This window comes from Accumulibacter sp. (assembly GCF_029255285.1).
Taxonomy (GTDB): domain Bacteria; phylum Pseudomonadota; class Gammaproteobacteria; order Burkholderiales; family Rhodocyclaceae; genus Accumulibacter.
Genome location: NZ_JAPUVI010000067.1, coordinates 1 through 26246 on the forward strand (window position 1 = coordinate 1; position 26246 = coordinate 26246).

The following is a 26246-nucleotide window of genomic DNA, read 5'->3' on the forward strand; positions in this document are numbered from 1 at the left end:
CGCGCCGGTGTAGAAGACGTTGTACTCGAGTTCCTCGCCTTCGTACTGCACCGGGTAGAAGAGCAGGCCGTTGAGTTCCTTGTAGACCGGCAGAACCGACTTGCGCGACACCGAGGTCCAGCAGCCGAAAGTCACCGCGACCTTGTCCTTGCTGAGAAGCTGGCGCGCCTTTTCGGCGAACAGCGGCCAGTTGGAGGCCGGGTCGACGACCACCGGCTCGAGTTTCTTGCCGAGCACTCCGCCCTTGCTGTTGATCTCGTCGATCGCCATCAGGACGGTCTCCTTGAGCGCCGTCTCGGAAATCGCCATGGTGCCGGAAAGCGAATGCAGAACACCGACCTTGATCGTCTCGGCGGCCAGGGCGCTCAGCGAGTTGAGGCCGAAAGCCGCCGTTACGGCCACCGCCGAGAGCGTCTTCATGAAATTGCGACGTACCATTTGTTGTCTCCTGGAGGGTTAGGAAGCGGGAAGAAATCTTCTCCGAGGAGAACAAAGCAAGCGGCGTGCCAAACACGAAGAGGTTGGGAAAATGCGCCGGCCGCCGCTCCTTGATCGATCTGCAGCCGGCTATTCACGGGCTCTCCTGGCCTTCTCCGCACCAAGGTGGGGCGAGCACCAATGTATCGCACCAGGATCAGGCAAGCTGAAGGCACTGTTTCCAGGCAGCGTTCGGGTGCCCGCCCGAGCGTGGCCGCGGGTGCCGGCGACACGGTGCATGCCAGTGCCGCTGCGGGGTGCGCACTCGACTTTCAGCGAGGTCTAATGTCGAGCGGCAGGAATGGCAATGAGCGGCGTCGGCGCGTCGGCAACGAGTTGGGGGGAGGGCGGATGCCGGCCGACGTTCGACGAGGCGAAGGCAAAGGGCGTTCGGGTGGCCGTCCTGAAGAGGGTCAAGGGTGCGCGCTGGACGGAGCGAGCGCGACATCCGGCCAGCGCCCGCGCCGGAGTGAACGTCCGGCGCGGCTACTCATCACTGCGGATTGCCCTCGACCTCGCTTTCCGGTGGGCTGGCCGAGGCGGGTCGTTTCTCCTCGGCTTCCAGGCCGGCGATGACTTCCCCAGAAATGCGATACGACTTGCCGCGGAAGAGCGCAATCACCTTGCGCTCACTATTGCGGATGGTCGTGTCATAGACACCGGTACGGCCGGCGAGCGATCGTTCGACGCATTCAGCCTCGAGCAATTCGCCTTCGCGGGCTGGCGTCAGAAAGTCGATGTGGCACGCCGAGGCAACCGTGTTGCGGTTGTAGCTGTTACAGGCATAGGCGAACGCCGTGTCGGCCAGAGTGAACAGGTAGCCGCCATGGCAGATATGGTGTCCATTGACCATGTCCGGTCGAACGATCATGGTCATCAGCGAGTGACCGGGACGGACGCTGACCAGGCGCACGCCGATCAGTTTGATCGCCGCGTCGCGACTGTACATCGCCTGTGCCGTTAGTTCGGCAAGCTGGAGCGCAGCGGCGTCATCGGAAGCAATAGGGGTCGTTTCAGGCATAAAAGCTCTTTTCGGAAAAATCTGGCGCAAGTTAAGGGAGGAGGGCGGACGTAGCTCCAGTGTCGGGGCCGATAGACCCGGACCGGGACGGTGCTCGCGGTGCAAATAGTGCGCAGCTACGAGTCTACAAGCCTTGGCAACGCCCGAAAAGCATTACAAACGATGGCCGTTGCTGTCAACAGGCGTATCAAGAAAGCCACTGTATCGCCGGTGGCAGGAGTGTTGCTTCCGTTGCTACCCGACGGGACACGATCCGTATCGCCGACCCGTGGCCGGTAGTAAAATAGGCCGCCAGAAAGGGACGGCCGCCTGGCGACAGCGGAAGGGAAGGAAATGGCGACGTGGCCGTAAGCGGTAGGATCCTCCTGCCAAGCCGGCGGACCCGGCGCTGTGGGACGACCGTGGGGCGCGGGGTAGCCGAGCGATCCTCCGCTGGCGGAAGAGAGAGACTAAACAGGGAGTAGGTGTGGTCGGTGGTGCAAGTATCAGAAACCGGCCGGGTGGCCGTCGCTTCGCCTCGCGGTTGAATCCCGGGCCGTGGGCACAGAACGCCCGTCGCCTCGGGCGGCGAGCGCGGCAATGCGCGCTTGGACCCGCGGCTGATGGGCTGTCTCCCTGCGGCGCACCGAGTCGGCAACAGTAGGCAGTGAACGGGCACATCGTCTCGCTGGACAACGAGTGGCGAACTGCTTGCCCATGAGTCCACCCACGCGTGCGCGCATCGAGAGCTTCAGCAGCCAGAAGCGGGTACATGCCGCTTCCTTGATCATTTCGTTGTTTGGCGATTTGATCCTGCCGCGCGGTGGCCGTGTGTGGCTGGGTAGTCTGATTCGCCTGCTGCAGCCCCTGGGCATTAGCGAGCGCTTGGTGCGCACTTCGGTTTTTCGCCTTGCCAAGGATGAGTGGTTGTTCTCGGAAACTCTCGGCCGGCGTAGCGACTATTTGTTGACGCCTTCCGGGAAGCGTCGCTGCGAGGATGCGGCGAGGCAGATCTATGCTGCTCATGCACCGCGCTGGGATCATCGCTGGCGATTGATTCTCGTCCTGGCTCCGCTCGCCCCGCAGGACCGCAACGCGCTTCGACGCGCGCTTTTCTGGCAAGGCTTCGGCGCTCTCGATGAGGCGTGCTTTGTCCATCCGGGAGCGGATTGGTCGGCCGTGATCGACGCCCTGATGGCCGAGGGCCTGGGCGGCGTCTTGGCAGATTTGTTGCCCCTCCTGGCGGCCGATGTGAATCTCGCCGGGATGGCGGCCGGCAATGCCGACTTCGTGTCGCGGGCCTGGGATCTGCGCGAGCTGGCGGGTGCGTACGACGAATTCGTCGCCGTGTACACTCCGGTGCTGGAGCAGTTGCGCGGCGGACAGCAAGTCGCCGTAGACGAGGAAGACGCTTTTCTGATCCGCCTGTTGCTGATTCACGATTATCGCCGCCTCCTGCTGCGCGACCCCGAGTTGCCCGAGGCCTTGCTGCCCGACGGCTGGCCGGGCGAAAGCGCGCGTCTACTGTGTAAGGCGCTCTATCGACGCCTGATGCCGCCTTCCGAGCGCTATCTCGACCGTTTTCTATGTACCGCTGACGGAACTTGCCCATCGCCAGACCCGACGTTCCGCACCCGCTTTCAGCCTGACGACCCGCTGACCGCGCTGTAGCAGCGTCCTGGCAAGCAACCGAGTCTGCCGGTGGACATAAAAACTGTCTTCCGCCACGGCGCTTTCCGTAGAATGACAGAATCGGTCGCTGCGGCAGGCCACTTTTCAGACACGACACGACATCTGCCCCGCAAGGAGTTTCAGCATGAGCCGCCCACATGTTTACGCCATCGACGGTATTGTCCCGGTCATTGATCCGGCCGCCTACGTTCATCCGTCGGCGGTTCTGATCGGCGACGTTATCGTCGGACCGGGGTGCTATGTCGGACCTTGCGCCAGCCTGCGCGGTGACTTCGGTCGTCTGATTCTCGAGCGCGGGGTCAATGTGCAGGATACTTGCGTCATGCACGGCTTCCCTGGTACGGACACGGTAATCGAGGAGGATGGCCATATCGGTCACGGCGCGGTGTTGCATGGCTGCCGTATCGGTCGTAACGCACTGGTCGGAATGAACGCCGTGATCATGGACAATGCCGTGCTGGGCGAATCGTCCATCGTCGCGGCCTGTGCATTCGTCAAAGCCGGACTCGAAATACCTCCCTGCTCGCTGGTCGCCGGCGTGCCGGCCAAGGTCATCCGCTCCCTGAGCGAGCAGGAGATTGCCTGGAAGAAGGAAGGAACGCTGACCTATCAGGAGCTTACCCGGCGCTCGCTGGCGACTCTGGTCGAAACGGCTCCACTGTCCGCCGTGGAACCAAATCGTAAACGTTTCGATCTACCCGGTGTGTTGCCGCTGATCGAACTTAAGAAGCAGTCCTAAGCCGATGACCAAACGACTGAGCACCCAGCTCGGCAGTGCGCGTGATCAGCCAGAGCCCCTGGAGCAGCGGCCGGCGGCTCGTGGTCTAAAATCCCGTAGGAGGTGGAGGGCAAGAAACTTACTGCCGCTCTTGCTTGCCTGGCTGCTCGCCATCCAGGCTTGGGCGTACGAGCTGCAAACGGTCGAGCCGTTGCCATCGCAAGCGCAGTCGGCGCTTTGGTCGGCGCAGATACTTTCGCGCTACCACTACAGGGCGGCACCACTGGACGACGCGATGTCGGAGAAGATTTTTAGCAACTACCTGGAATCACTGGATGGCGAGAAGATCTTCTTTGTCCGGTCCGACATCGACCGCTTTGCCGGTGCCCGCAGCCGGCTGGATGACGCGATTCTCCGGCAGGACCTGAGCGTTCCGTTTGCCATGTTCAACCTGCAGCGGCAGCGGCTCGCGGAGCGGATCGCTTACGCCCGCGAGTTGCTGAAGCAAAGACCCGACTTCAGCCTGAAGGAAAGCTACCCGTACTCTCGCAAGAAGGCGTCCTGGGCAAGAAATGAAGAGGAAATTCGTGATCTGTGGCGCAAGCGCGTGAAGAACGACTGGTTACGGCTCAAGCTGGCCGGCAAGGACGAGGAGGCCATCCGCACGACCCTGGACAAGCGCTACGAGCAGTATCTGGCTCGCAACACCAAGATCAAAAGCGAGGACGTTTTCCAGACCTTCATGAACGCCTATTCGACGGCCATGGACCCGCACACCAGCTACCTCGGCGTGCGCGCGGCCGAAGATTTCGGTATCTCGATGCGACTTTCGTTGGTCGGCATTGGTGCCGTGCTGCAGGAGCGCGACGAGTATACGACGGTGCGTGAACTCGTTCCCGGTGGGCCGGCTGCCGTGTCGGGGAAGCTCAAGGTCGGCGACCGGATCGTCGGGGTCGGTCAGGGAATCCGGGCACCACTCACCGATGTACTCGGCTGGCGCCTTGACGATGTCGTCGCACTGATCCGCGGGGAAAAGAACACCACGGTCGTACTCTCCGTCTTGCCGGCCAATACTGGCCCCGACGGCAAGCCGACCTTGATCTCTCTGACCCGCGCAAAGATCAATATCGCCGCTCAAGCAGCCAGCAAGTCGATCATCGAGACGCGGGATGGCACAGCAAAGCGCCGCATCGGTGTCATTTCGCTACCGACTTTCTACGAAGACTTCGACGCCCGCCGCAAAGGTGATCCGGACTACAAGAGCGCCACCCGCGATGTCTCGCGTCTGCTGGCCGAGTTGAAGAAGGAGAAGGTAGATGGTGTTCTCCTCGATTTGCGTGACAATGGCGGTGGCTCGCTGGGCGAAGCCGTCGACTTGACAGGCTTGTTCATCGATCGCGGCCCGGTCGTCCAGCAACGCAACGCGCAGGGGCAGGTGCGGGTCGAGTACGACAGGTACAGCGGCGTCGCGTGGAGCGGCCCACTGGCGGTGCTGATCAATCGTCGCTCGGCGTCGGCATCGGAGATCGTCGCGGCGGCGATTCAGGACTACGGTCGCGGTTTGGTCCTCGGCGAAACGAGTTATGGTAAGGGGACGGTGCAGAGCGTCGTCGATCTCAACCAGGTGGCGAAGGACGAGAAGGCGCCACTGGGTGAACTGAAAATGACCATTGCCCAGTTCTTCCGCATCAATGGCGGTACCACCCAATTGCGCGGCGTCGTGCCGGACATTGTCTTTCCGAGTACCAGCGACCCCGACGAGTTCGGTGAGTCGAGTTCCGAAAACGCGCTGCCCTGGACGCAGATCAAGGCAGCGGAGTTTGTACCCGCTGGACGGGTGAGCGCGCTCCTGCCGGTTCTGCGCGCCAGGCACGAGGCGCGCGCAGCAAAGAGCAAAGACTTCCAGTATTTGCTCGAAGACGTTGCCGAGTTCAACGCTCAGCGCCAACTGAACGAGATTTCGCTCAATGAAGCGGACCGTCGTACCGAACGGGACAGGCTGGAGGCGAGGCAGAAGTTGCGTGCCGGCAAGAACGACGCCGCGCTCCGGAAATCCGCCCGCCAGGACGATGGCTTGCTTGCCAGCGAACGTTCGTTGAGTGTCGATCTGGCCGAAGAGAAAGAGCGCAAGAAGGCAAAAGATGTACTGCTGATCGAAAGTGCCCACATTCTCGGCGACGAGATCGGCCTGCTCAAAGCAGATAGCCGGTTGGCGGCGCAGGTGTTGCCACTGGCCAACCCGGCCGCAACCCGGACACGTTGAGAAGGAGTTGCCCCTCAGCTTCTGTTTCCAGTAGTTTACATAATACAAATTATGCGTAATAATAGAATACAGTTTCCCACGCTCCTCAGGCCAATTCGGTGGTAGATTTGCCAAGCGGCACGGCCGGTCACTAAACTTCCACTTCCAACTTCTATCTTGCCTTTCTATGCCACAGGTTACTGCCAACAAGCTGCAAATCGAATACGAGATCTTCGGCGACGCGTCCGCGCCGGCGATTCTGCTGATCATGGGACTCGGCGCACAACTGGGTCGCTGGAACATCGAACTCTGTACGGCGTTGGTCGACCGTGGATTTCGCGTGATCCGTTTCGACAACCGCGACTGCGGTTTGTCAACCAAGCTCGACGAACTCGGTGTGCCGGACATCGGCAAGGCGCTGCGTACCGGGCGGCCGGTCGACGCACCTTACACGCTACAAGACATGGCGGCCGACTGTATTGGCCTGCTCGACGCATTGGCCATAGAGCGAGCACATGTGGTCGGTGCTTCGATGGGCGGCGCGATCGCCCAGATCCTTTCCGCGCTGTACCCACAGCGTGTGTTGTCGCTGACCTGCCTGATGACCACCAGTGGCCATCCCGACCTACCACCGCCGACGCCTGAAGCTTCGCGCGCCCTGTTTGCTCCACTGCCTGAGAAACGCGACAAGGAAAGCCTGATCGAGGATGCGATTAGGCGTTTCTTAGCGGTCGCCAGTCCGAGCTATCCGAGTTGCCCGCAGCGCCTGCTGGACTCGTTCAATGCCGAACACGAGCGTGGCTACCACCCGCGCGGCGTGGCACGACAACTGGCGGCTTTTCTCGCCAGCGATCATCGCCGCGAACTGCTCCAGACGATTACGGCGCCAACGCTGGTCCTGCATGGCGCTGACGATCCCTTGATTCCCGTCGCCTGTGGTTACGACGTCGCGGCCCACATTCCCGGCGCCGAGATCCGCGTCATCGAGGGGCTCGGACATGACCTTCCTCTGGCCCTGACCGAGGAGTTCGCGGACGCGATTGCCGCCGTCGCGCGACGTGCGGAGCGCTGAACAGCGCCGACGGCAGATCCGCCGCGGCGCCATTGATCGAGATCGATGAACGCTGTTTTCGTCGCCGAACCGCTGGTTTTCGTCGATCTCGAAACCAGCGGAGCCAATTTGGCCAACGACCGGATCATCGAAGTCGGGCTGATCGAAGTAGACGCCAACGGAGTACGCGAATGGAGCGTCCTGGTCAATCCTGAGACTTCGATCTCCGCTTTCATCACCCGGCTCACGGGCATCGACGATGCCATGCTTGGCGACGCACCGACATTTCGTCAACTCGCACCGGTCTTGCTGGAGAAACTGCGGGGACGCTTGTTGATCGCCCACAACGCCCGCTTCGACTACGGTTTCCTGCGTTGCGAGTTCAAGCGGCTTGGCCTCGAGTTCCGGGTGCCGACGCTATGCACCGTCAAACTCTCGCGCAAGCTCTTTCCCGAACACCATCGGCACAACCTCGATACGCTGGTCGTCCGCCATGGTCTTAAGGTCGACGGCAATCGCCATCGTGCTCTTGCTGACGCGCGCCTGCTATGGGAACTGTGGCAGTGCTGGCATCAGCAATTCACCGGCGATGTGATGCGCGACGCGGCCGCAGCGATCGTCGGACGTCCCGAACTGCCACCGCAGATCGATGCGGCCGTATTCGACGATTTGCCCGAAGCAGCGGGTGCCTACGCGTTCTATGGAGGCGACGGAAAACCCTTGCTGCTCAGGCGGAGCGGCAATATCCGGCAACAGGTCCTGGCGCATTTTTCCGCCACCACTCGCGAGACCGACTTGATCCGCCGCATCTCACGTATCGAGTGGCGCGACGCCGCCGGTGAGCTGGGCGCCCGCCTGCATGAGATTGAACTAAATCGTTCAATTGCCGAATCCGGGCCTCATCCCCGGTCGCCAGAGAGGCTTGACGAACTCTGTTCGTGGCAGCTCCGGCAAGGCGAACGAGGTGACTTCCGACCGCAAGTCATTTTTGCCGACGAGGTCGACCTCGCGCTGGCCGACGATGTCTTCGGTCTGTACGCGAATCGGCGCGAAGCTTTGCACGCCTTGCGCCGCTTGGCCGACGCTCACGGCTTGTGTCACCAGCAGTTGGGGCTGGAAGAAACGGCCAATGGCCAACCGTGCACCGCCTACCGGCAGAAAAAGTGTCGTGGTGCGTGTATCGGAAGGGAAGCCGCCGCCTTGCACGGCACGCGTTTGCTGACCGCAATGGCCAAGTTCAAACTGAAACCATGGCCCTACCGCGGCCCGATCGCACTGCTCGAACGCGACGACTTCGGCATGCGCGAGGATATTCACTTGATCGACCGTTGGCGCCACCTCGCCACCGTGAACAGCGAAGAGGCCCTGCAAGCAATCCTGGCCGACGGAAACAGTGGCTGCCGCCGCTTCGACCCCGATGTCTACCGCATCATCCGTCGGGCTCTGCAGGCAGGAAAGGTCGGCATTCGCCCTCTGCCCAATTTTTCAACGTGATGGCGAACGGGCCGCCGACAACTCGCTGGCAGCTCGCCCACCAGCTTTGTGCAGCAGTTCCGCGATATCAGTGTTGTCGGTCTTGAGTGCCCAGTCAATCGCCGAGGCACCTCGTTCATTGACAACGTTTGGATCGGCCTTGTGGCGCAGCAGCAGTTCGACGACCTCGATATGCCCGAAACGTGCCGCAAAGAGCAAGGCCGTCGAGCCGTTTTCGGTCGTCGCGTTCACCTCCGCGCCCTTTGTCAAGAGATACTCGGCAACTGCTGTGTGGCCATTGAAAGCGGCATAGATCAGCGGTGGCCAGCCATAGAGATTGACATCGGCACCGCTTTCTACCAAACGCTGGACGAAATACAGTTTGCCCCGGTAAGCCGCCAGGCTGAGCGCGGTCTCGCCATTGCGATTGCGGGTATTGATCCGCGCCCGGCGCTTCAGCAGGAAATCAAAGAACTCCTTGTTGTCGCGATTTACCGTTTGCATCAGCAGCGTATTGCCCGCCGCGTCGACCGAATTGACGTCCATGCCGCGGTTGATCAACTGGATCGCCCACGACGTATCGGCCGAGATCAGCGCTTCCTCCATGTCCTCGTAAATGCCGCCCCAGGCGGCGAAGGGTACGAGCAAGGCAAACAGCAGAGAGAGAATCTTGTTCATTGGGCAACTTTCGTCAGAGCTTCGGGAAACAGGCGAAAAAAATTCTCCGTCGTTGCGTCAACCACTTCGTGATAGCTCAGGCCACGCAGTCGCGCGATCTCTTCGGCGACATACTTCACGTAACCTGGTTGATTGGTTTTTCCGCGGAAAGGAACCGGAGCCAGATAGGGAGAGTCGGTCTCGACGAGCAATCGGTCGAGCGGAACACGCTGTGCCACTTCCCGGACGATGAGTGCCTTCCGGAAGGTGACGATGCCCGATAGGGAAATGTAGAATCCCTGGTCGAGCGCCGCTTCGGCGACCTGCCACGTCTCGGTGAAACAGTGCATGATGCCGCCGACCTCCGCAGCGCTCTCCTCGACCAGTAGCCGCAAGGTGTCGGCCGCGGCGTCGCGGGTGTGTACTACTAGTGGCTTGCCAAGCTGACGGGCGGCGCGAATGTGAGTGCGAAAACGCTCGCGTTGCCACTCGGGCGCGTCCTTGTGCCAGTAATAGTCGAGTCCCGTTTCGCCGACCGCGATTACCCGCGGGTGTTGCGCGAGCCTGACGAGATCGGCGGTCGTCGGCTCGCGTACATCGGTCGCCGCCGGATGGACACCAATCGAGGCCAACAGCGATGGCCAAGCTTCGGCCAGCGCCAGGACGCGTGGCGAATCCTCGAGCGTGACGCCGATGCACACGGCGCAACCCACGCCGTTGCCGAGCATCAACTCGACGACCTGCGGCACGGTTTCGGAGAACTCCGGAAAGTCCAGGTGACAGTGCGAATCGACCAGCATCAAGAGGCCGTCAAATGGTATGTGTCGGGCGGCCCGACTGCATCACTCCGCCGAGGAGACCTTCGATCCGGCGCCGTGCTTCGACGCCGGCTTCGTCGTTCTTGAAGTGAACGCCAATCCCCTGTGCCTTGTTGTTCTGAGCGCCGGCCGGCGTGATCCAGACCACCGTACCAGCGATCGGCAGCTTCGCCGGGTCATCCATCAACGACAAAAGCATGAAGACTTCATCGCCCAGCGCATAGTGGCGGGTCGTCGGAACGAAGATGCCGCCGTTACGCAGCAGCGGCATGAACGCCGCATACAGCGCCGACTTCGAATTGATGTTCAGCGACAGGACGGTCGGGCGTGGCGCCGCCGCGGGTTTGGAGTGGTCGGCTTCTGGCATGTCGCCTCAGGAAGTTCGGAAGAGACTCGCGTAACTCAGAAAAAAATCCTCGAGAAACAGGCGGCTATTCACGGGTTGTTCGCACTGGCGCCGGTATTGTATCGCCTTTCGGTCGAATGCCAAGAGGCGGCCGGTATCGGTCGTCTGCGCCAGTCGCTGCAAGAGCGGTGCCTGGGCCAGAAAGTAACGCGGCGGCAAACCCTCGCTCGCCAGGGTGAGGTCGAAGAGCCATTTCTGCGCCCAATCGAGCGTCCGCCCTAGCGCGTTTGGCCGTTTCTCCGCCTTGACCAGCCGATCGACAACGGCGGCGGCGGCCAGCGGGTCGGGACGATCGGAAGACGCGAACTGGGCGAGCAGGGCGTCGAGCAGCACACGTTCGCCACGGCCGGCGAGTTCAAGCGCCAGGCGCGGCGAACCGCCGGCAAGCGCAAGCCAGTCTTCCGCCGCCACGTGGACTCCGGCGGCATGCAACCAAGGCAGCGCGCGACTTCGTAAAGGCCTTCGCACCAAGACCGACTGGCAGCGACTGCGAATGGTTGGCAACAAGCGATACGGTTCGCTGGAAATCAAAATAAATAATGTGTTTGCGATTGGTTCCTCAAGAGATTTAAGAAGTGCGTTCGCGGTCGCGCGGTTCATCGCTTCGGCTGGGTTGAGCAAGACCAACCGTGCCCCGTGGCGGTGGGTTCCGAGATGGAGAAAGTCGTCGAGCGCGCGCACCTGGTCGATCGTAATCTGTTGGCTTGGTTTCTTCTTGCCGGGTTCGGAGTAGACCGCTTGGCCCCCCTCCTCCTCCTCACCCAGCGCGCTCGGCTGCAACAAGCGCAGGTCCGGATGATTACCCTGGGCCAGCCAGACGCAAGCGGGGCAACTACCGCAGGCCCTGGCCTCCACCGTGACTCGTTCACAGAGCAGCGACTCGGCGAAGCAACGGGCGAGGTCGAACTTGCCAATTCCGCGCTGACCAGAGATCAGAAGCGCATGCGGCAGTTGCGCCCGCCTCGACACGAGCTCCGACCACACTTGGCTGTGCAATTCAATAACATTCATAAACAGTATCTTAAGATACAATCCTCGATCAATTTCTTGACCGTTTCCGGCGGCTGATCGGCATCGACCATCTGGATGCGCTGCGGTTGAGCGCGCGCACGCTGCAGGTAGGCTTGGCGCACACGCTCGTGAAAGTCGGCGCGCTCCCGTTCAAAACGATCGAGCTCGCGCGTTTGTGCGGCGATTCTTCGACCCGCCGTCGACGACGGGAGATCCAAGAGAAGTGTCAAATCAGGTTGGAGGCGGGCATGCACCCACCGCTCGAGTTGAAGAAACTTGCGGCTCGCCAGACCGCGTCCGCCGCATTGATAGGCATAGGTGGCGTCGCTGAAGCGGTCGCAGATGACCCAGTCGCCACGTTCAAGAGCCGGCTCGATGAAGCGTGCCAGGTGCTCGCGGCGGGCGGCAAACATCAGCAGCGCTTCGGTTTCCAGATGCATGGCTTCGTGTAGCAACAGCCCGCGCAGTTTTTCTCCCAGCGGCGTACCGCCGGGTTCTCGGGTGGTCAGTACTGGCAGGCCACGCGCGTTAAGGAAATCAGCCGTCGCCGCAAGATGGCTGCTCTTGCCGGCACCGTCGATGCCTTCGAAGGTAATGAACTTGCCGCGTCGCCTGCTCTCGCCAGCCATCAAGACTTCCCGCCTTTCTGGTACCGCACAACAGCCCGTCGATGTTCGTCGAGCGTGCGTGAAAAATGAGTGCTACCGTCCCCGCGCGCGACAAAATACAATGCCTCGGTGGGTGCCGGATGCAGCGCCGCCTGCAAGGACGCCAGACCGGGCATGGCAATCGGTGTTGGTGGCAAACCAGCGCGCGCATAGGTGTTGTAGGGGGAATCCGCCAGCAGATCGCGTTTGTACAGCTTGCCGTCGAAGCGTTCGCCCAAACCATAGATCACGGTCGGGTCGGTCTGCAAGAGCATCCCTCGCCGCAAGCGATTGACGAATACCCCGGCAATCTCTGCCCTATCTTCGTCGCGCCCGGTTTCCTTCTCGACGATAGACGCCATGATCAGCGCGTCGTAGGCGTCACGATACGGAAGTCCTTCTGCCCTCGCCTGCCACTCATGCTCCAGATGCCGCCGCATCGCCTGGTGCGCTCGGGCCAGCAACTCGACATCGCTGCTGCGCTTGGCAAATAGATAGGTATCAGGAAAGAACTCACCCTCCGCGGTATCCCGCGACCTGCCGAGCAGGCGCATGATGTCTGCCTCCGGCAAGCCGGCGGTGTCGTGACGAAGGTCGGGATGAGCATCGAGTCGCTCACGCATCTGACGGAAAGTCCAGCCTTCGATGAATACCAGCTCGGCCTGCGTGACGTCACCCCGAGTCAGTTTGCGCAACAAGTCGAGCGGCGTGATGCCGTGTGCAATCAGATAGCTTCCGGCTTTGATCGACGCCTCGACACGCATCAGCTTTCCGAGCAGAATCAACTTCCAGGGTTCGACTTCGGCGCCGGCACTGGCGATTTCGCTGGCCGCCAAGCGCAGGCCGCTGCCCGGCGCGATCGTGAACTCCAGTTGCGTGCGCGGCAAATTGATCGGCCAGAGCGCCAGCCAGGCGAAACTCGCCACAGGCAGCGTAAGTCCGGCAACAGCGAGCAGGAGGAGGTTTCGGAAGCGTTGGCGCATCGGTCCGGCACAGCCGGTGGGCTGTGGGGCGGGGACGGGGGAATGGCGAGTCGCTCTATAATAGCCGAAACCGGCGGCGCGAAGCGGCGAACCGCTCTCGTGGGCGGCTCGCGGCCGGGCGCCGCTTTGCTGGCGCCTATCACGTCCGCTCTCAACCATTGGATGGAAATCAGAAACGATGAACTTGATCTGGCAGGAATTTCTGGAGGCAAGCGGAGCTCGCATCGACGGCCAACTGGTCACGGATTTTGGTGACCCGGCAGCCGAATGGGCGGCCGCCGGGGCCGGCACGATCGTCGCGCCGCTGACCCATTTGGCGCTCATCGAAGTGGCGGGCCCTGATGCTGAAACCTTTCTACACAATCAACTGACCAGCGATGTCAGGCATCTGGCTCACGATGCGATACAGCATTCGGCGTGGTGCTCGGCCAAGGGCAGGATGCTAGCCAGCTTTCTTGTTTTTCGCAGTGGCCCCGACTATGACCTGCAATTGTCGGCCGATCTGTTGACTACGATACAGAAGCGGCTGCAGATGTTCGTCCTGCGCAGCCAAGTCGTCTTCGCCGAACGCTCCTCTTGCTGCGAACTAATCGGTTTGTCGGGTCCACAGGCGGCGAACGCTCTGCTCACGCTCGGCCTGCCGGTTCCCGGCCAGGCCCTGAGAACGGCGGCGTTCGAGAGCGGTATCGTTCTCCGGCTCGACGAATCGCGGCTGCAGGTCGTCGTCGAAAGGCGGGCCGCAGCCAGCCTTTGGCAAGGTCTGCGGGCACAGGCGTGCCCGGTCGGCACCACGGTCTGGCAATGGCTGGATATCCAGGCGGGAATTCCGCTGATCGGCGCACGTACGACGGAGGAATTCGTGCCACAGATGATGAATTTCGAACGGCTGGGAGGCGTCAGTTTTCGTAAGGGCTGCTATCCCGGCCAGGAAGTCATCGCTCGCACGCAGTACTTGGGCAAGGTCAAACGCCACCTCTACCGCGTTCACTCGGCCAGCCCGATGGCTGCGGGCAATGCGATATATTCACCGGCCAGCCCCGCACATCCTTGCGGCATGGTCGCCAACGCTGCTCCGGCGCCGGCTGGTGGTTACGATGCGCTGGCCGTCGTCCAGGAGACCTTCGCCGCGTGCGGCGACCTCGAACTGGCGACGCCGGGTGGTCCGCAGCTCGAGTTGCGGGTGCTCGACGGCTGACTCGCCTCTCCTTTGAGCGCACCCCCATGTGTCTGATTCTGCTCGCCTGGCGAGCACATCCCGATTACCCGCTGGTGGTTGCCGCCAACCGTGATGAGTTCTTCGTTCGCCCTTCGGCAGCGGCGGGGTTCTGGCCCGAAGCCCCGGAAGTCTTGGCCGGGCGCGACCTCGAAGCCGGTGGCACCTGGCTCGGAATCCATCGTGAGCAGCGTTTCGCCGCGTTGACCAACTACCGTGAAGGTGGCCGGCCACTCGCGGCGGCGCGTTCCCGAGGCACCCTGGTCGCCGACTTCCTGATCGGCAGCGATACCCCGCGCGCGTACCTCGAAAAGGTTGCCACGCGCTCTGCCGAGTACAATGGTTTCAACCTCTTCGTCGGCGACGGCGAGTCCCTCGGCTATTTCTCGAACCGCGGCGAGGCTCGACCGCGTTGGCTGAAGCCGGGAATCTACGGCCTCTCCAACCACCTTCTCGACACCCCGTGGCCGAAACTGGCCAGCGCCAAGACCGCGTTTGCCGAAGCACTGACTACCCTGCCGAGACAGTCGGTTTTTTTCGAACTTCTGGCCGACCAGGAGGTCGTCGCTGATTCGCATTTGCCGGCGACTGGCGTCTCTCTCGCCTGGGAGCGCATCCTGTCGGCGATTTTCGTCAGATCGGAACACTACGGAACGCGCGCCGCAACTCTCATTGTCCGGCGCCGAGATGGCTGGACGAGTTTCACGGAGCGCAGCTTCGGCGTCGGCGCGCAAGCGATTGGCGAGGTATACGAGAGCTTTCAGTCCTCGCTGATATCGACTGGGGTGTAAGGTGGCACCAGGTCGAAGAGTTCCAGGATGTCGGCGTTGCGCATGCGAACACAGCCGATCGACCCTGGGCGGCCCATCGGCGTGCTGTCGGGACTACCATGAATATAGATGTAGCGGCGCATCGTGTCGACCTGGCCAAGCCGGTTGCGGCCGGGTTCGCAGCCGGATAACCAGAGGATCCGGGTGAGGATCCAGTCACGCTGTGGAAAGCGTTCGCCGAGTTCCTGGCTGTAGATTTCGCCGGTTGGCCGGCGGGCGACGAACACCGTGTTCTCGGCCTGGCCAGATCCGATGCGGGCGCGCACGAGATGGCGGCCGCGCGGCGTGCGGTGGCTGCCTGTGACCTCGCCTGCTCCGTTGGCCGCCGTAGATACCCGGTACGAGCGCAGAACTTCGCCGGTATCGTCCGACAGAGTCAAGGTCTGGTTCCTGATCGAGATCCGAATATGCACACTCATTCCCTCTTCTTCAGCCGCCGTGCCGCAAAGAACTCGGACAGCAAGCGGGCGCACGGTTCGGCGAGGACGCCGCCACGCACCTTGGTGTGGTGGTTGAGGCGCTGGACACCAAACAGATCGACGACGCTGCCATGCACACCGGTCTTGCCATCGCGCGCGCCGTAGACCAAGCGAGCGATGCGCGCCTGCAACACTGCTCCGGCACACATCGCACAGGGCTCGAGTGTCACGAAAAGCTCGCAACCCGGCAGACGGTAGTTGCCCAGACGACGTGCCGCATCCCGCAGAGCGGCGATTTCAGCATGTGCCGTCGGATCGCTCTCGCCTATCGGCGAGTTGAAACCCCGGCCAATGATCTCACCGTCGCGCACGACCAGAGCGCCGACGGGAACTTCGCCCAAACAGCCGGCGGCTTGCGCCAGCAAGATCGCTTCGCGCATGAAATACTCGTCCTCCATCGGCCGCATTTTACCCGGCGAAGAGCCTGTTGCTTCTTCTCTTTGCCGACCCTAGGGTGCAGAATATCGGTCAGGTGGAGCAAAATGCTGGGTGAGCCGGAACAAACCGTGAAAACCGCCAGATTTTTGCAGGCGCAACCGCTGTTCGGCGGCGTCGACGATCGCGCGATGGCCGCGATTATTCCGTTGCTGCGCGAAGTCAACTTCGCTGCCGGGGAGGTGATCGTCAAGGAAGGCGACGACGGCGACGCCATGTTCGTCATCTGCCACGGCTCGGTGGAGGTTCTGAAAAGTTGCCCGACGGCGGCTAACGTACTCGGCACGCGTATCGCCGTCCTCGGGGTCGGGGACGTTTTCGGCGAGATGGAACTGATCGACCTGCAACCGCGCTCAGCGACCGTGCGCGCGCTCGAGCCGGTGGAGGCGCTGGCCTTGTCGAACGGCGATCTGTTCCGGATTTACGAGTTCGACATGCCGACCTTCGCGTTGATCGTCCTGAATCTGGCACGCGAGCTGAGTCGCCGTCTGCGCCGCATCGACGATCTCGCGGTGCTGTGCTGACGAGGGGCGCTGGGTAGCGGCCTGACTCGAGGCGCCGCCGTGGCGGCGTCAACCGGCACCGTGGTCGACGCCGGAGATTCGTCGAAAGTCTTCCTGCCAAGCGCGCATGGCAATCGCCAGTCGGCCAGACATCGTGAGGTAGTCGTCATAGAGCAGCGTGTAGGCGTCGACGACGCGGCCGGACGCGGCCAGTGTGACGATCTGCGCGGCCAGCGCGTGGAAGCTCGCGTGCAGTCGTCGCACCGCTTGGTAGTGCTCCGTTCCCAGATCTTCTGGCGACCAAGTTGGGCCGTACAGCCACTGGCCAAATTCGCACCGGTCATCGGCCAGAGTTTCTGCCAGATCAATTCCCGGCTGCGCCTCGAGAATCGCTTGCCTGAGCTCGGACATCCACCGTGCATGCTTGCCGATGGCCTCTTCAATGTCCGCAATATTGTTCATCCATCTCTCCCGAAGCGGCTCGCGTCCCACTGACCAAGCACGGATTCTACTTGCTTACCGGCAGCAAGCCGCCAAGCCGCAATCGCTCCAGAAAAAAAACCAGCATTAGGCCGGCGGGCACGCAGCAGCTTGGCGACGGGTTCAAGTCCCTGTACCATCGACGTTTGTATAGATTTTCCGCAGGTCGTCCGGGTTGCTCAGGAAGGCGTTGACGCAATCCGGGTCAAAATGAGCACCTGCTTCCTGGTGCAAGAAATTCAATGCCCGATCGAGTGGCCAAGCCCTCTTGTAGGAGCGGTCGGATAGCAGGGCATCGAAGACATCAGCGACCGCGACAATCCGTCCGAACAGTGGAATGTCCGTTCCGGACAAGCCCTGCGGATAGCCTGAGCCATCGTACTTCTCGTGGTGAGTAAGAGCAATCAGCGCCGCGGCTTGCAAGACCGTCGACTCACTGCCGCTGAGCAGTTCCGAACCAAGACGGGCGTGCCGTTTCATGACCGCAAACTCTTCCGCCGTCAGCCTGTCCTTCTTCAGCAGAATGGCATCCGGAATGCCGATCTTGCCAACATCGTGCATCGGGGCCGCCTGCAGTATCAGTTCCTGCTGTGCTTTGGGAAGGCCAAGCTGGCTCGCGATGAGATGGGAAAACTGCGCCATGCGCTGAATGTGTGCGCCGGTTTCCGGATCGCGAAATTCGGCGGCGCGCGACATGCGGAGTAGCAGTTCGTGTTCTCGGTCGTGCACCGTTTTCGTAGCCTTGGCAACCTCGTCGGCGAGCCAGGCCGCGCGGTCGGCAAGATGTCTCTGGCTGGTATTCAGGGCCAGCATGTTGCGCACGCGTGCCGAGAACTCCATTCCGTCGACAGGTTTGGTCAAAAAATCCGTCGCTCCGAGGTGCAGCGCCTGGTAGCGCACGGCCTTGTCGTCGTTGGCTGTGATCATGAGGACCGGCAACTGCTCGCGACCAGGAACACGGCGAAAGCGGCTGATGAACTCAAGCCCGTCGAGTTCGGGCATCATGTAATCAACGATCACCAAGTCTGGCAGATTCTCGGCGCACCATCGCAGTCCATGAAGCGACTCCTGGAAGATCACGGCTTCGCAGCCCTCCATTTTGCCGACCAGATTTTCCAACAGCATCAGATTGATGTCGCTGTCGTCAATGATCGCGATTCGGTTCATGCGGTGCTCCCGGAATTGCGCGCAGTATACCAAGATACCGAGAACACCGGCCTTCGGCACCAGCTGACGCCGAAGGCCTAGGGAATAAACGGCCACTCGATCTGATCGCTGCGCTGAAGGCCAGACGTCATCCTCTGGCAAAGAGCGATGAATTCGCGCATACCGGCCGTCTGGAACTTCCGCCGATGGAAGAGGAAACGAAAGTACCGGCGCAGGTCAAGCTCGGGGGTTTCGATGGCTACCAGACTGCCGCGCCGGAACGCCTCACGCAAAGCCAGCCGCGAGATGCAGCCGATGCCGACGCCGAACTCGACAGCGCGTTTGATTGCTTCGGTGTGCTCGAGTTCAAGCCGAATCTTCATCGGCCAATGGTGATGGCGCAGTGCCTGATCGAGTGTCTCTCGGGTCCCCGAGCCTGGCTCGCGAACGATCCACGATTCACCTGCGAGTTCGGTCAGCGTTGCCGAAGCCTTGCCTGCCAAACGATGTGTCGGTGCAGCGAAAACCACCAGTTCGTCCTCCACCCAGGGTTCGACGATCAGTTCGGGATGTCGGCAACTGCCTTCGATCAAGCCCAGATCGAGCTCGTGACGAGCCAGTTGATCGACGATCGTCGCCGTGTTGTGAACGGTCAGTTGCAGTGTGCTTTCCGGATGGCGTTTGAGGAAGTCGGCAACGATCAGCGTCGCCAGGTAGTTGCCGATGGTCAGTGTCGCCCCTATGCGCAGTTTTCCGTAGCCGGCACGACCTTCGAAAATGCGCTCAACGGCTGCCGCTCTCTCGATCAGCTCGACCGCCTGCGGCAGCAAAACCTGCCCAAGTTCGTTGAGGCGCAGCATCTTGCCGAAGCGGTCGAACAACTGCATGTCGTACTGCCGCTCCAGTTCCGCGAGTGCCATGCTGGTCGCCGACTGCGACAGAGAAAGCTCGACCGCGGCGCGCGAAACGCTTTCGTGCCGGGCGACCGCGACAAACACGGCAAGCTGGCGCAAGGTGTATCTCATATCGATAATATCGATATATTGTATTGAAAAAAACCGTTTTACAAATATGATACGACAAAATAGGATGACGCCGGTCCAATTCATGTCATGAGAAAAGTAATGAGCAATTTTTCCGCCCAGCGCGTCCTTTCGGTTCATCACTGGAGCGACACGCTGTTCAGTTTCCGAACCACGCGCGATCCGGGATTGCGTTTTTGCAACGGACAGTTCGTGATGGTCGGCCTACCGCAGGATGGACGGCCGTTGGCCCGCGCCTACAGCATTGCCAGCGCCAACCACGACGACTTTCTCGAGTTCTTCAGCATCAAAGTGCCCAATGGCCCTCTGACCTCGAAGTTGCAACACTTGTCGGTCGGCGACGAGATCGTGGTCAGCCGCAAACCGACCGGTACCCTGGTCCTCCGCGACTTGCGGCCGGGTCAAAATCTTTACCTCCTGGCCACCGGCACCGGACTGGCGCCGTTCATCAGCCTGATTCAGGATCCAGAGACTTACGAGCGCTTCGAGAAGGTGGTACTGATCCACGGTGTGCGCTGGGTGAAGGATCTGGCTTATGGAGATTTCATCCGCGAGGAGTTGCCACAGCACGAGTTCTTCGGGGAGCAGGTACGCAGGCAGTTGATCTACTATCCGACGGTAACTCGCGAACCCTTTGCCCACCAGGGTCGTATTACGGAACTGGTCGAGAGTGGCAAGTTGTTTGCTGACATCGGACTGCCGCCACTCGACCCCGCTACCGACCGGGCAATGGTCTGCGGCAGTCCAGCGATGATCAAGGACTGTTGCGGCCTCCTCGACCGTCGCGGCTTCGAGATTTCGCCCTACATTGGCGCGCCGGGTGACTACGTCATCGAACGGGCTTTCGTCGATAAGTAGGCGGCGCGGGCCACGCGCTGTCAGTCTCGGGTAGACTTGCGTTTTTGCCGGGCGCCGCCAGCGCCGCCCGGTAGTCTATTGTTCAACCCCTGATCGGCAAACCATGGCTCAATACGTTTTCACGATGCACCGCGTGGGCAAGATCGTCCCACCAAAGCGGCAGATAATCAAGGACATATCACTTTCATTTTTCCCGGGGGCAAAGATCGGCCTGCTCGGCCTCAACGGGTCGGGAAAGTCGACCGTGCTGCGCATCATGGCTGGCGTAGACCGGGACATCGTCGGCGAAGCGACGCCGATGCCCGGGATCAAGATCGGCTACTTGCCCCAGGAACCCAGCCTCGACCCCCAACAGACTGTTCGTCAGGAGGTCGAGTCCGGCCTCGGCGAGGCTTTCGAGGCGCGTGCGTTGCTTGAACAGGTGTATGCGGCCTATGCTGAGCCGGACGCCGATTTCGACCGTTTGGCCGAGGAGCAGGCTCGTCTCGAAGCGATCATCGCTACCGCCGGGGCCGACATCGACAGTCAGCTCGAACTCGCTGCCGACGCCTTGCGGCTGCCACCCTGGGAGGCGCCGATCGCGCAGCTCTCCGGCGGCGAGAAGCGCCGCGTCGCGCTGTGCAAGCTGTTGCTTTCGAAGCCGGACATGTTGCTCCTCGACGAGCCGACCAATCACCTCGATGCCGAAACGGTCGAATGGCTCGAGCAGTTTTTGGTGCGCTTTCCCGGTACCGTCGTCGCCGTCACGCACGACCGCTACTTCCTCGACAACGCCGCCGAATGGATTCTGGAACTCGATCGAGGTCAGGGAATTCCGTGGAAGGGCAACTACTCGAGCTGGCTCGAGCAGAAGGAAGCGCGCTTGGAAATCGAAGGTCGGCAGGAGGCAGGTCGCCTCAAGACGATGAAGCAGGAACTCGAGTGGGTCCGCCAAAGTCCAAAAGCACGGCAGGCCAAGAGCAAAGCCCGTCTTGCGCGCTTCGAAGAACTGTCGAGCGTCGAGTATCAGAAGCGCAACGAAACACAGGAAATTTTCATCCCGGTCGGCGAGCGCCTGGGCAGCAAGGTGATCGAATTCAGAGGGGTCAGCAAGTCTTTCGGCGACCGCCTGCTGATCGACAAGCTCAGTTTCAGCGTGCCGCCGGGGGCGATCGTCGGCATCATCGGCCCCAACGGAGCTGGCAAGTCGACATTGTTCCGCATGCTGATCGGCCAAGAAGCCGCCGACTCGGGTGAAGTGGAGATCGGCGACACGGTTCGCTTGGCCTACGTCGACCAGAGTCGCGATTGCCTAGACGGCAGCAAGACGGTCTTCGAGGAAGTTGCCGGCGGTGCCGACATCCTCACCGTTGGCAAGTACGAGACGCCGGCGCGTGCCTACATCGCCCGATTCAACTTCAAGGGTGCCGACCAGCAGAAGCAGGTCGGCCAGCTTTCCGGCGGCGAGCGCGGGCGCCTGCACATGGCGAAGACGCTGATTGCCGGCGGTAACGTCCTGCTGCTCGACGAACCCTCGAACGACCTCGACGTCGAAACCCTGCGTGCGCTCGAAGACGCGCTGCTCGAGTTCGCTGGCAGCGTCATGGTCATTTCGCACGACCGCTGGTTTCTCGACCGCATCTGCACGCACATCCTGGCCTGCGAAGGCGACTCGCAATGGACCTTTTTCAGCGGCAACTATCACGAGTACGAGGAAGACAAGAAACACCGCCTCGGCGAGGAGGCGGTCAAACCGCGCCGTATCCGCTACAAGCCGATCACCCGATGAGGGATCAGCGCCGGAGTTCGATCCGATCACGGAAGAACTCCAGCGCCTCGGGGTTGGCGAGAGCCTCGATGTTCTTCACCGGTCGGCCATGGACAACATGGCGAACTGCCAGTTCGACGATCTTGCCGCTTTTCGTACGCGGAATGTCGGCCACCTGCAGCACCCGCGCCGGCACGTGACGCGGCGTCGTATTCTGTCGAATCTGCTGCTTGATCCGGTTGATCAGCGTGTCGTCGAGCACGACCCCGTCGCGCAGCTTGACGAACAGGACGACGCGCACATCGTGCTCCCAGTCCTGGCCGATGACCAGCGACTCGACAACCTCGGGCAATTGCTCGACCTGGCGATAAATCTCGGCGGTGCCGATACGGACTCCACCGGGATTGAGAACGGCGTCCGAGCGGCCGTAGATAATCATTCCTTCGTTGCCGGTCAGCTCGACGAAATCACCATGGCACCAGACGTTGGGAAAGCGATCGAAGTAGGCGGCGTGGTACTTGGCTCCCTCCGGGTCGTTCCAGAAACCGACCGGCATCGCCGGAAACGGCGCGGTGCACACCAGTTCGCCGCGTCCACCACTGCCCGGTGCGAGCGGCTGGCCCGCCTCGTCGAATACGTCGACCGCCATTCCGAGGCCACGGCACTGCAGTTCGCCGCGGTAGACGGGCAACATCGGATTGCCCAGCGCGAAGCACGACAGGATGTCTGTACCGCCCGAAATCGAAGCCAGCAGGAGGTCAGGCTTGATGTCGCGGTAGACATAGTCGAAGCTTTCCGGCGCCAGCGGACTGCCTGTCGAGAACATCACCCGCAGATCGTCGAGCCGGTGACTTAAGCGCGGCTGCAGCCCGTTCTTGGCGATCGCGTCGATGAACTTGGCCGACGTGCCGAAGTGCGTCATCCGCTCCGCGTCGGCATAGTCGAAAAGAATCGTCCCGGCCTGGCCCGAGGCCGTACGAACGAAAGGGGATCCGTCAAAGAGCAGCAGCGTGGCCTGCGAAGCGAGCGCGGAGAGCAGCCAGTTCCACATCATCCAGCCGCAGGTCGTGAAGTAGAAGATCCGGTCGCCGGCCCGCAGGTCGCCGTGCAGCTGGTGCTCCTTGAGGTGTTGCAGCAAGGCGCCGCCGTGACAATGGACGATGCATTTCGGAACGCCTGTGGTGCCCGACGAAAACATGATGAACAGCGGATGCTCGAAAGGCACTGGCAGGAAGTCGATGTCCTCATCGGCATACGGGGCAAGGAAGTCGGCCCAGCTCACGCCATGGGCGATCGTCCCCGCCCCGGCGGCATCGTCGACATACGAAACGACGACGGTACGAGTCAGCGATGGCAGACGCACGGCTACCTCGGCGTTCTTCGCCAGGCAATCGACAGGCCGGCCGTTGTACCAGTAGGCGTCGACGCAAAGCAGAACCTTCGGTTCGATCTGCCCAAAACGGTCGAGAACGCCTTGCACGCCGAAATCGGGCGAGGCTGACGACCAGATCGCGCCAAGCGACGTCGTGGCGAGCATGGCGATGACGGTTTCCGGCATGTTCGGCAGGTAAGCGGCAACGCGGTCTCCGCGGCCGACGCCGGCCGCCCGCAGCGCCTGCGCGCAACGCGAAACCTGAGCGTACAGCTCACGGTACGAGAGGCGGCGCTGGAGTTGCGCTTCGCCCCAAAAGACCAGCGCGTCGCGTTCGTCACGGCAACGCAGCAGATTTTCCGCATAGTTGATCCGGGCTTGTGCAAACCAGCGTGCACCGGGCATTCGGTCGCCGTTTTCCAGCACGCTCGCGCCGCGTTCGCCGAGGACCCCGCATTCGTCCCAGACCGATGCCCAGAAGTCGCGCGGCTGGGCTACCGACCAGCGCCACAGGCTCGGGTAATCGGTGCAACCGGCTTGCCAGCGGCGGTTCACCGACAGCATGAAGGCGCTGATCCTGGCGGCAGCGATTCGTTCGGCGCTCGGGCGCCACAGTGCTTCCATCCCCTCCTCCTTATCCACAAGTACGGCTAAGTCAGTTCGCTACGCAGACTCTCCGGAATGGGTACCGATTTGCCGCTGTCCACGTTCATCCAGACGATCTTGGAATCGCCGGTTGCGTAAAGCGTATCGTCGCCCTGCAAACGAATCTCGTAATATGTCTGGACACTGCTGCGCCCGGGGTGGCCACAGAACATCCGGACTTCAACAGTTCCCGGATAGTTGAGCGGAACGAGGAAGGTACAGGCGGCATTGATGATCACCGCCGCCGAGCCGTGTGGGATGAGTGGGAAACCGAGTTTTTCGAGATACTCGACACGACACTGCTCGGCGTAGCGAAAATAGACCGTGTTGTTAACATGGCCATAAGCGTCCATATCGCCCCAGCGAATCGGGATCAGCGAAGTATGAACGAGTTTGCGTTGGCTCTGCATAGCGAATCCTGTTCTCGCGCAGGTTATCCGATCTGGCTGCACTGCACCGGTGGCGGATGCGGCATGGCCACCGGCACGGATGTCGACGCCGCCGCCGATCAGAACATGTCCTCAGGCAGCGCCATCACCCCTTCGGCGCCCTCCGTGACGCTGCTCGCCAATCCGGCGGCGGCAGAGAGCACATGATCCGCGTAGAAACGCGCCGTGATGATTTTCGCCGGATAGAAAGGATCGCTGTCGCCAGCATCGATATTCGCACGCGCGATCAGCGCCGCACGGGCCATCTGCCAGCCCCCGGCGACAATGCCTAGCAGCTTGAGAAACGGCACCGCGCCCGCGGACGCGGCACGAACATCCCGGCCGTAATTGGCCACCAGCCAGTCGCCGGCGACGGCCAGGGCATCGACCGCGGCCGACAAGCGACGGCGAATGGCCGCCAAGTGGGCGCCGGTACTCGCAGCCAGTTCGGCATCGAGGGCGCGGATCGCGGCGATCACCGTCTTCAGTGTGGCGCCGCCTTCGCGCGCCATCTTGCGGCCAATAAGGTCGTTCGCTTGAATGCCGGTGGTGCCCTCGTAAATCGTCGAGATTTGCGCGTCGCGCAGGTGCTGCGCGGCACCGGTTTCCTCGACGTAACCCATACCTCCATGCACCTGCACACCGATCGACGCCATGGTGACGCCGGACTCCGTGCTCCAGCCTTTGACCACCGGGATCATCAAGTCGACGAAAGCCTGATTGCGCTGGCGGGTTGTTGCGTCGGGATGACGAATCGCCGCGTCGTGTGCGGCGGCGACGACGTAGGCCAGCGCGCGTGCCGCCTCGGCGTGCGACTTCATGGTCATCAGCATGCGGCGCACGTCGGGGTGCTGGATGATCGGCACTTTCGGTCCACCCCGCACACCGATGTCGGTACATTGGATACGATCGCGGGCGTAGTCACGCGCCCGCTGGTAGGCTCGCTCGCAGACGGCAACCCCTTCCAGTCCGACGCCGAAACGAGCCGCGTTCATCATGATGAACATGTATTCGAGGCCGCGATTCTCCTCACCGACCAAATAGCCGATCGCGCCGCTGTGGTCGCCGAAGGCCATGATCGCTGTCGGACTGGCGTGGATGCCGAGTTTGTGTTCGATCGAGACGCAGTAGGCGTCGTTGCGGGCGCCGAGGCTGCCGTCGTCGTTAACCAGGAACTTCGGCACGACGAACAGGGAAATTCCCTTGACCCCTTCGGGCGCCGTCGGCGTGCGGGCCAGCACCAGATGGATGATGTTCTCCGCCATGTCGTGCTCGCCGTAAGTGATGAAGATTTTTTGCCCGAAAATCAGGTAGCTGCCATCGGCCTGCGGCTCGGCGCGAGTGCGCACCGCAGCGAGGTCGGAGCCGGCGCTCGGTTCGGTGAGGTTCATCGTTCCGGTCCACTGACCGCTGACCATTTTCTCGAGATAAATCGCTTTCAGCTCTTCACTGCCGGTAAGAACCAGCGCCTCGATGGCGCCTGCCGTGAGCAGCGGGCAGAGCGAAAACGAGTGGTTGGCCGCCTTCCACATTTCGCTCACGGCGGCCGAGACCAGTTTCGGCAAGCCCTGGCCACCCCATTCGGTTTCCGCTGCCAACGCCGTCCAACCGCTATCGGCGAACAGCTTGTAGGCTTCCTTGAATCCAGCCGGCATCGTCACGGCTTTTTCGTGCCAGCGCGCTCCCTCCTGGTCACCCGGCCAGTTGAGCGGCGACAGGATTCCTTCGGCGAACTTCGCCGCTTCTTCGAGAACGGCGTCGACCAGATCCGGTGTCGCTTCTTCGTAACCCGGCAGTTGGGCCACCTGTTCCAGCCCGGCGAGTTCCTTGAGCACGAACTGCATGTCGCGAACGGGGGCGATGTATTCACTCATTTGCTTCTCCTTTTATGG

Annotated in this window: 26 protein-coding genes; 10 read left to right on the plus strand and 16 right to left on the minus strand. The window is 61.8% G+C overall.

Annotation, left to right across the window (positions count from 1 at the left end):
- Both Q1M07_RS08315 and paaI read right to left on the minus strand, forming a co-directional pair.
- Window positions 1–438: transporter substrate-binding protein (locus Q1M07_RS08315; protein WP_300452906.1), on the minus strand; the 438-nt coding region annotated here is incomplete at its 3' end.
- 532 nt (window positions 439–970) lie between these two features.
- Window positions 971–1498, minus strand: a complete 528-nt coding sequence (gene paaI, locus Q1M07_RS08320) for a hydroxyphenylacetyl-CoA thioesterase PaaI (RefSeq protein ID WP_300452908.1) — start codon at window positions 1496–1498, stop codon at window positions 971–973.
- Window positions 1499–2194: 696 nt separating this feature from the next.
- Between paaI and paaX the strand changes: the two genes are divergently transcribed.
- From paaX to Q1M07_RS08345, 5 genes are all read left to right on the plus strand, one after another.
- Window positions 2195–3148, plus strand: a complete 954-nt coding sequence (gene paaX, locus Q1M07_RS08325) for a phenylacetic acid degradation operon negative regulatory protein PaaX (RefSeq protein ID WP_300452911.1) — start codon at window positions 2195–2197, stop codon at window positions 3146–3148.
- 145 nt (window positions 3149–3293) lie between these two features.
- On the plus strand, window positions 3294–3908 hold the full coding sequence (gene paaY / locus Q1M07_RS08330; protein ID WP_300452913.1) for a phenylacetic acid degradation protein PaaY: 615 nt from the start codon (window positions 3294–3296) through the stop codon (window positions 3906–3908).
- A gap of 130 nt (window positions 3909–4038) precedes the next feature.
- Entirely contained in the window at window positions 4039–6150 is a 2112-nt protein-coding gene (locus tag Q1M07_RS08335; protein WP_300452916.1) for a carboxy terminal-processing peptidase, read from the plus strand.
- A 166-nt stretch (window positions 6151–6316) separates the two neighbouring features.
- Complete coding sequence (locus Q1M07_RS08340) at window positions 6317–7201, plus strand: alpha/beta hydrolase (RefSeq protein ID WP_300452918.1); 885 nt, start codon at window positions 6317–6319, stop codon at window positions 7199–7201.
- Between the two features lie 45 nt (window positions 7202–7246).
- Complete coding sequence (locus Q1M07_RS08345) at window positions 7247–8674, plus strand: 3'-5' exonuclease family protein (protein WP_300452920.1); 1428 nt, start codon at window positions 7247–7249, stop codon at window positions 8672–8674.
- Here Q1M07_RS08345 and Q1M07_RS08350 read toward each other — a convergent pair.
- Genes Q1M07_RS08350 through mltG form a run of 6 tightly spaced genes read right to left on the minus strand, consistent with a single transcriptional unit; the run spans window position 8666 to window position 13175 of the window.
- Window positions 8666–9331 carry an ankyrin repeat domain-containing protein gene (locus Q1M07_RS08350; RefSeq protein WP_300452921.1) on the minus strand — a complete coding sequence of 222 codons (666 nt, stop codon included), beginning with the start codon at window positions 9329–9331 and terminating at the stop codon, window positions 8666–8668. The genes Q1M07_RS08345 and Q1M07_RS08350 overlap by 9 nt on opposite strands.
- Window positions 9328–10110, minus strand: coding sequence for a TatD family hydrolase (locus tag Q1M07_RS08355; protein WP_300452922.1), 783 nt, complete (start codon window positions 10108–10110; stop codon window positions 9328–9330). Before Q1M07_RS08355 ends, Q1M07_RS08350 begins: the two co-directional genes overlap by 4 nt.
- A gap of 10 nt (window positions 10111–10120) precedes the next feature.
- Window positions 10121–10495 (minus strand): PilZ domain-containing protein, encoded by a 375-nt coding sequence (locus Q1M07_RS08360; protein ID WP_300452924.1) that lies wholly within the window; start codon window positions 10493–10495, stop codon window positions 10121–10123.
- A 6-nt stretch (window positions 10496–10501) separates the two neighbouring features.
- Window positions 10502–11545, minus strand: a complete 1044-nt coding sequence (gene holB / locus Q1M07_RS08365) for a DNA polymerase III subunit delta' (protein WP_300452926.1) — start codon at window positions 11543–11545, stop codon at window positions 10502–10504.
- Window positions 11542–12174: a dTMP kinase gene (gene tmk, locus Q1M07_RS08370; protein WP_300452928.1), complete on the minus strand. Its 633-nt coding sequence runs from the start codon at window positions 12172–12174 to the stop codon at window positions 11542–11544. The genes holB and tmk overlap by 4 nt, the downstream gene beginning before the upstream one ends.
- Window positions 12174–13175: an endolytic transglycosylase MltG gene (gene mltG / locus Q1M07_RS08375; RefSeq protein WP_300452930.1), complete on the minus strand. Its 1002-nt coding sequence runs from the start codon at window positions 13173–13175 to the stop codon at window positions 12174–12176. The genes tmk and mltG overlap by 1 nt, the downstream gene beginning before the upstream one ends.
- A gap of 178 nt (window positions 13176–13353) precedes the next feature.
- Between mltG and Q1M07_RS08380 the strand changes: the two genes are divergently transcribed.
- Both Q1M07_RS08380 and Q1M07_RS08385 read left to right on the plus strand, forming a co-directional pair.
- Window positions 13354–14370, plus strand: coding sequence for a folate-binding protein (locus Q1M07_RS08380; RefSeq protein ID WP_300452932.1), 1017 nt, complete (start codon window positions 13354–13356; stop codon window positions 14368–14370).
- Window positions 14371–14396: 26 nt separating this feature from the next.
- Entirely contained in the window at window positions 14397–15179 is a 783-nt protein-coding gene (locus Q1M07_RS08385; protein ID WP_300452934.1) for an NRDE family protein, read from the plus strand.
- On the opposite strand, the gene Q1M07_RS08390 is transcribed toward Q1M07_RS08385, so the two are convergent.
- The gene (locus tag Q1M07_RS08390) at window positions 15149–15637 is read right to left on the minus strand and encodes a L,D-transpeptidase (protein WP_300452936.1); all 489 of its coding nucleotides are present in this window, start codon (window positions 15635–15637) and stop codon (window positions 15149–15151) included. The genes Q1M07_RS08385 and Q1M07_RS08390 overlap by 31 nt on opposite strands.
- Window positions 15634–16095 (minus strand): tRNA adenosine(34) deaminase TadA, encoded by a 462-nt coding sequence (tadA, locus tag Q1M07_RS08395; RefSeq protein WP_300452938.1) that lies wholly within the window; start codon window positions 16093–16095, stop codon window positions 15634–15636. Before tadA ends, Q1M07_RS08390 begins: the two co-directional genes overlap by 4 nt.
- Before the next feature lie 108 nt (window positions 16096–16203).
- Here tadA and Q1M07_RS08400 point away from each other — a divergent pair, with 108 nt between their 5' ends.
- Window positions 16204–16656 carry a cyclic nucleotide-binding domain-containing protein gene (locus Q1M07_RS08400; RefSeq protein ID WP_300452940.1) on the plus strand — a complete coding sequence of 151 codons (453 nt, stop codon included), beginning with the start codon at window positions 16204–16206 and terminating at the stop codon, window positions 16654–16656.
- A 48-nt stretch (window positions 16657–16704) separates the two neighbouring features.
- Here Q1M07_RS08400 and Q1M07_RS08405 read toward each other — a convergent pair whose 3' ends face one another.
- From Q1M07_RS08405 to Q1M07_RS08415, 3 genes are all read right to left on the minus strand, one after another.
- The gene (locus Q1M07_RS08405) at window positions 16705–17097 is read right to left on the minus strand and encodes a CZB domain-containing protein (RefSeq protein WP_300452941.1); all 393 of its coding nucleotides are present in this window, start codon (window positions 17095–17097) and stop codon (window positions 16705–16707) included.
- A gap of 141 nt (window positions 17098–17238) precedes the next feature.
- Window positions 17239–18423 (minus strand): HD domain-containing phosphohydrolase, encoded by a 1185-nt coding sequence (locus Q1M07_RS08410; protein ID WP_366984027.1) that lies wholly within the window; start codon window positions 18421–18423, stop codon window positions 17239–17241.
- Window positions 18360–19286: a LysR family transcriptional regulator gene (locus Q1M07_RS08415; protein WP_300452942.1), complete on the minus strand. Its 927-nt coding sequence runs from the start codon at window positions 19284–19286 to the stop codon at window positions 18360–18362. Before Q1M07_RS08415 ends, Q1M07_RS08410 begins: the two co-directional genes overlap by 64 nt.
- Before the next feature lie 99 nt (window positions 19287–19385).
- Here Q1M07_RS08415 and Q1M07_RS08420 point away from each other — a divergent pair, with 99 nt between their 5' ends.
- Entirely contained in the window at window positions 19386–20162 is a 777-nt protein-coding gene (locus Q1M07_RS08420; RefSeq protein ID WP_300452944.1) for a ferredoxin--NADP reductase, read from the plus strand.
- 103 nt (window positions 20163–20265) lie between these two features.
- Window positions 20266–21930, plus strand: a complete 1665-nt coding sequence (ettA, locus tag Q1M07_RS08425) for an energy-dependent translational throttle protein EttA (RefSeq protein ID WP_300452946.1) — start codon at window positions 20266–20268, stop codon at window positions 21928–21930.
- Between the two features lie 4 nt (window positions 21931–21934).
- Here the strand turns inward: ettA and Q1M07_RS08430 are convergent, their stop codons facing one another.
- The 3 genes from Q1M07_RS08430 to Q1M07_RS08440 form a co-directional block, all read right to left on the minus strand.
- Entirely contained in the window at window positions 21935–23905 is a 1971-nt protein-coding gene (locus Q1M07_RS08430) for an acetoacetate--CoA ligase (RefSeq protein WP_300452948.1), read from the minus strand.
- A 26-nt stretch (window positions 23906–23931) separates the two neighbouring features.
- On the minus strand, window positions 23932–24336 hold the full coding sequence (locus Q1M07_RS08435; RefSeq protein WP_300452950.1) for a thioesterase family protein: 405 nt from the start codon (window positions 24334–24336) through the stop codon (window positions 23932–23934).
- A gap of 98 nt (window positions 24337–24434) precedes the next feature.
- A complete protein-coding gene (locus tag Q1M07_RS08440) occupies window positions 24435–26228 on the minus strand; it encodes an acyl-CoA dehydrogenase C-terminal domain-containing protein (protein WP_300452952.1) in 1794 nt (597 codons plus the stop codon).
- Between the last annotated feature and the right edge of the window lie 18 nt (window positions 26229–26246).

Bases quoted from the DNA above. Each gene is read 5' to 3' on its own strand.
- paaI (WP_300452908.1), bottom strand. From the start codon at position 1,498: ATGCCTGAAACGACCCCTATTGCTTCCGATGACGCCGCTGCGCTCCAG.
- paaX (WP_300452911.1), top strand. From the start codon at position 2,195: ATGAGTCCACCCACGCGTGCGCGCATCGAGAGCTTCAGCAGCCAGAAG.
- paaY (WP_300452913.1), top strand. From the start codon at position 3,294: ATGAGCCGCCCACATGTTTACGCCATCGACGGTATTGTCCCGGTCATT.
- Q1M07_RS08340 (WP_300452918.1), top strand. From the start codon at position 6,317: ATGCCACAGGTTACTGCCAACAAGCTGCAAATCGAATACGAGATCTTC.
- Q1M07_RS08345 (WP_300452920.1), top strand. From the start codon at position 7,247: ATGAACGCTGTTTTCGTCGCCGAACCGCTGGTTTTCGTCGATCTCGAA.
- Q1M07_RS08350 (WP_300452921.1), bottom strand. From the start codon at position 9,331: ATGAACAAGATTCTCTCTCTGCTGTTTGCCTTGCTCGTACCCTTCGCC.
- Q1M07_RS08355 (WP_300452922.1), bottom strand. From the start codon at position 10,110: ATGCTGGTCGATTCGCACTGTCACCTGGACTTTCCGGAGTTCTCCGAA.
- Q1M07_RS08360 (WP_300452924.1), bottom strand. From the start codon at position 10,495: ATGCCAGAAGCCGACCACTCCAAACCCGCGGCGGCGCCACGCCCGACC.
- holB (WP_300452926.1), bottom strand. From the start codon at position 11,545: ATGAATGTTATTGAATTGCACAGCCAAGTGTGGTCGGAGCTCGTGTCG.
- tmk (WP_300452928.1), bottom strand. From the start codon at position 12,174: ATGGCTGGCGAGAGCAGGCGACGCGGCAAGTTCATTACCTTCGAAGGC.
- mltG (WP_300452930.1), bottom strand. From the start codon at position 13,175: ATGCGCCAACGCTTCCGAAACCTCCTCCTGCTCGCTGTTGCCGGACTT.
- Q1M07_RS08380 (WP_300452932.1), top strand. From the start codon at position 13,354: ATGAACTTGATCTGGCAGGAATTTCTGGAGGCAAGCGGAGCTCGCATC.
- Q1M07_RS08385 (WP_300452934.1), top strand. From the start codon at position 14,397: ATGTGTCTGATTCTGCTCGCCTGGCGAGCACATCCCGATTACCCGCTG.
- Q1M07_RS08390 (WP_300452936.1), bottom strand. From the start codon at position 15,637: ATGAGTGTGCATATTCGGATCTCGATCAGGAACCAGACCTTGACTCTG.
- tadA (WP_300452938.1), bottom strand. From the start codon at position 16,095: ATGGAGGACGAGTATTTCATGCGCGAAGCGATCTTGCTGGCGCAAGCC.
- Q1M07_RS08405 (WP_300452941.1), bottom strand. From the start codon at position 17,097: ATGAACAATATTGCGGACATTGAAGAGGCCATCGGCAAGCATGCACGG.
- Q1M07_RS08415 (WP_300452942.1), bottom strand. From the start codon at position 19,286: ATGAGATACACCTTGCGCCAGCTTGCCGTGTTTGTCGCGGTCGCCCGG.
- Q1M07_RS08420 (WP_300452944.1), top strand. From the start codon at position 19,386: ATGAGCAATTTTTCCGCCCAGCGCGTCCTTTCGGTTCATCACTGGAGC.
- ettA (WP_300452946.1), top strand. From the start codon at position 20,266: ATGGCTCAATACGTTTTCACGATGCACCGCGTGGGCAAGATCGTCCCA.
- Q1M07_RS08430 (WP_300452948.1), bottom strand. From the start codon at position 23,905: ATGGAAGCACTGTGGCGCCCGAGCGCCGAACGAATCGCTGCCGCCAGG.
- Q1M07_RS08435 (WP_300452950.1), bottom strand. From the start codon at position 24,336: ATGCAGAGCCAACGCAAACTCGTTCATACTTCGCTGATCCCGATTCGC.
- Q1M07_RS08440 (WP_300452952.1), bottom strand. From the start codon at position 26,228: ATGAGTGAATACATCGCCCCCGTTCGCGACATGCAGTTCGTGCTCAAG.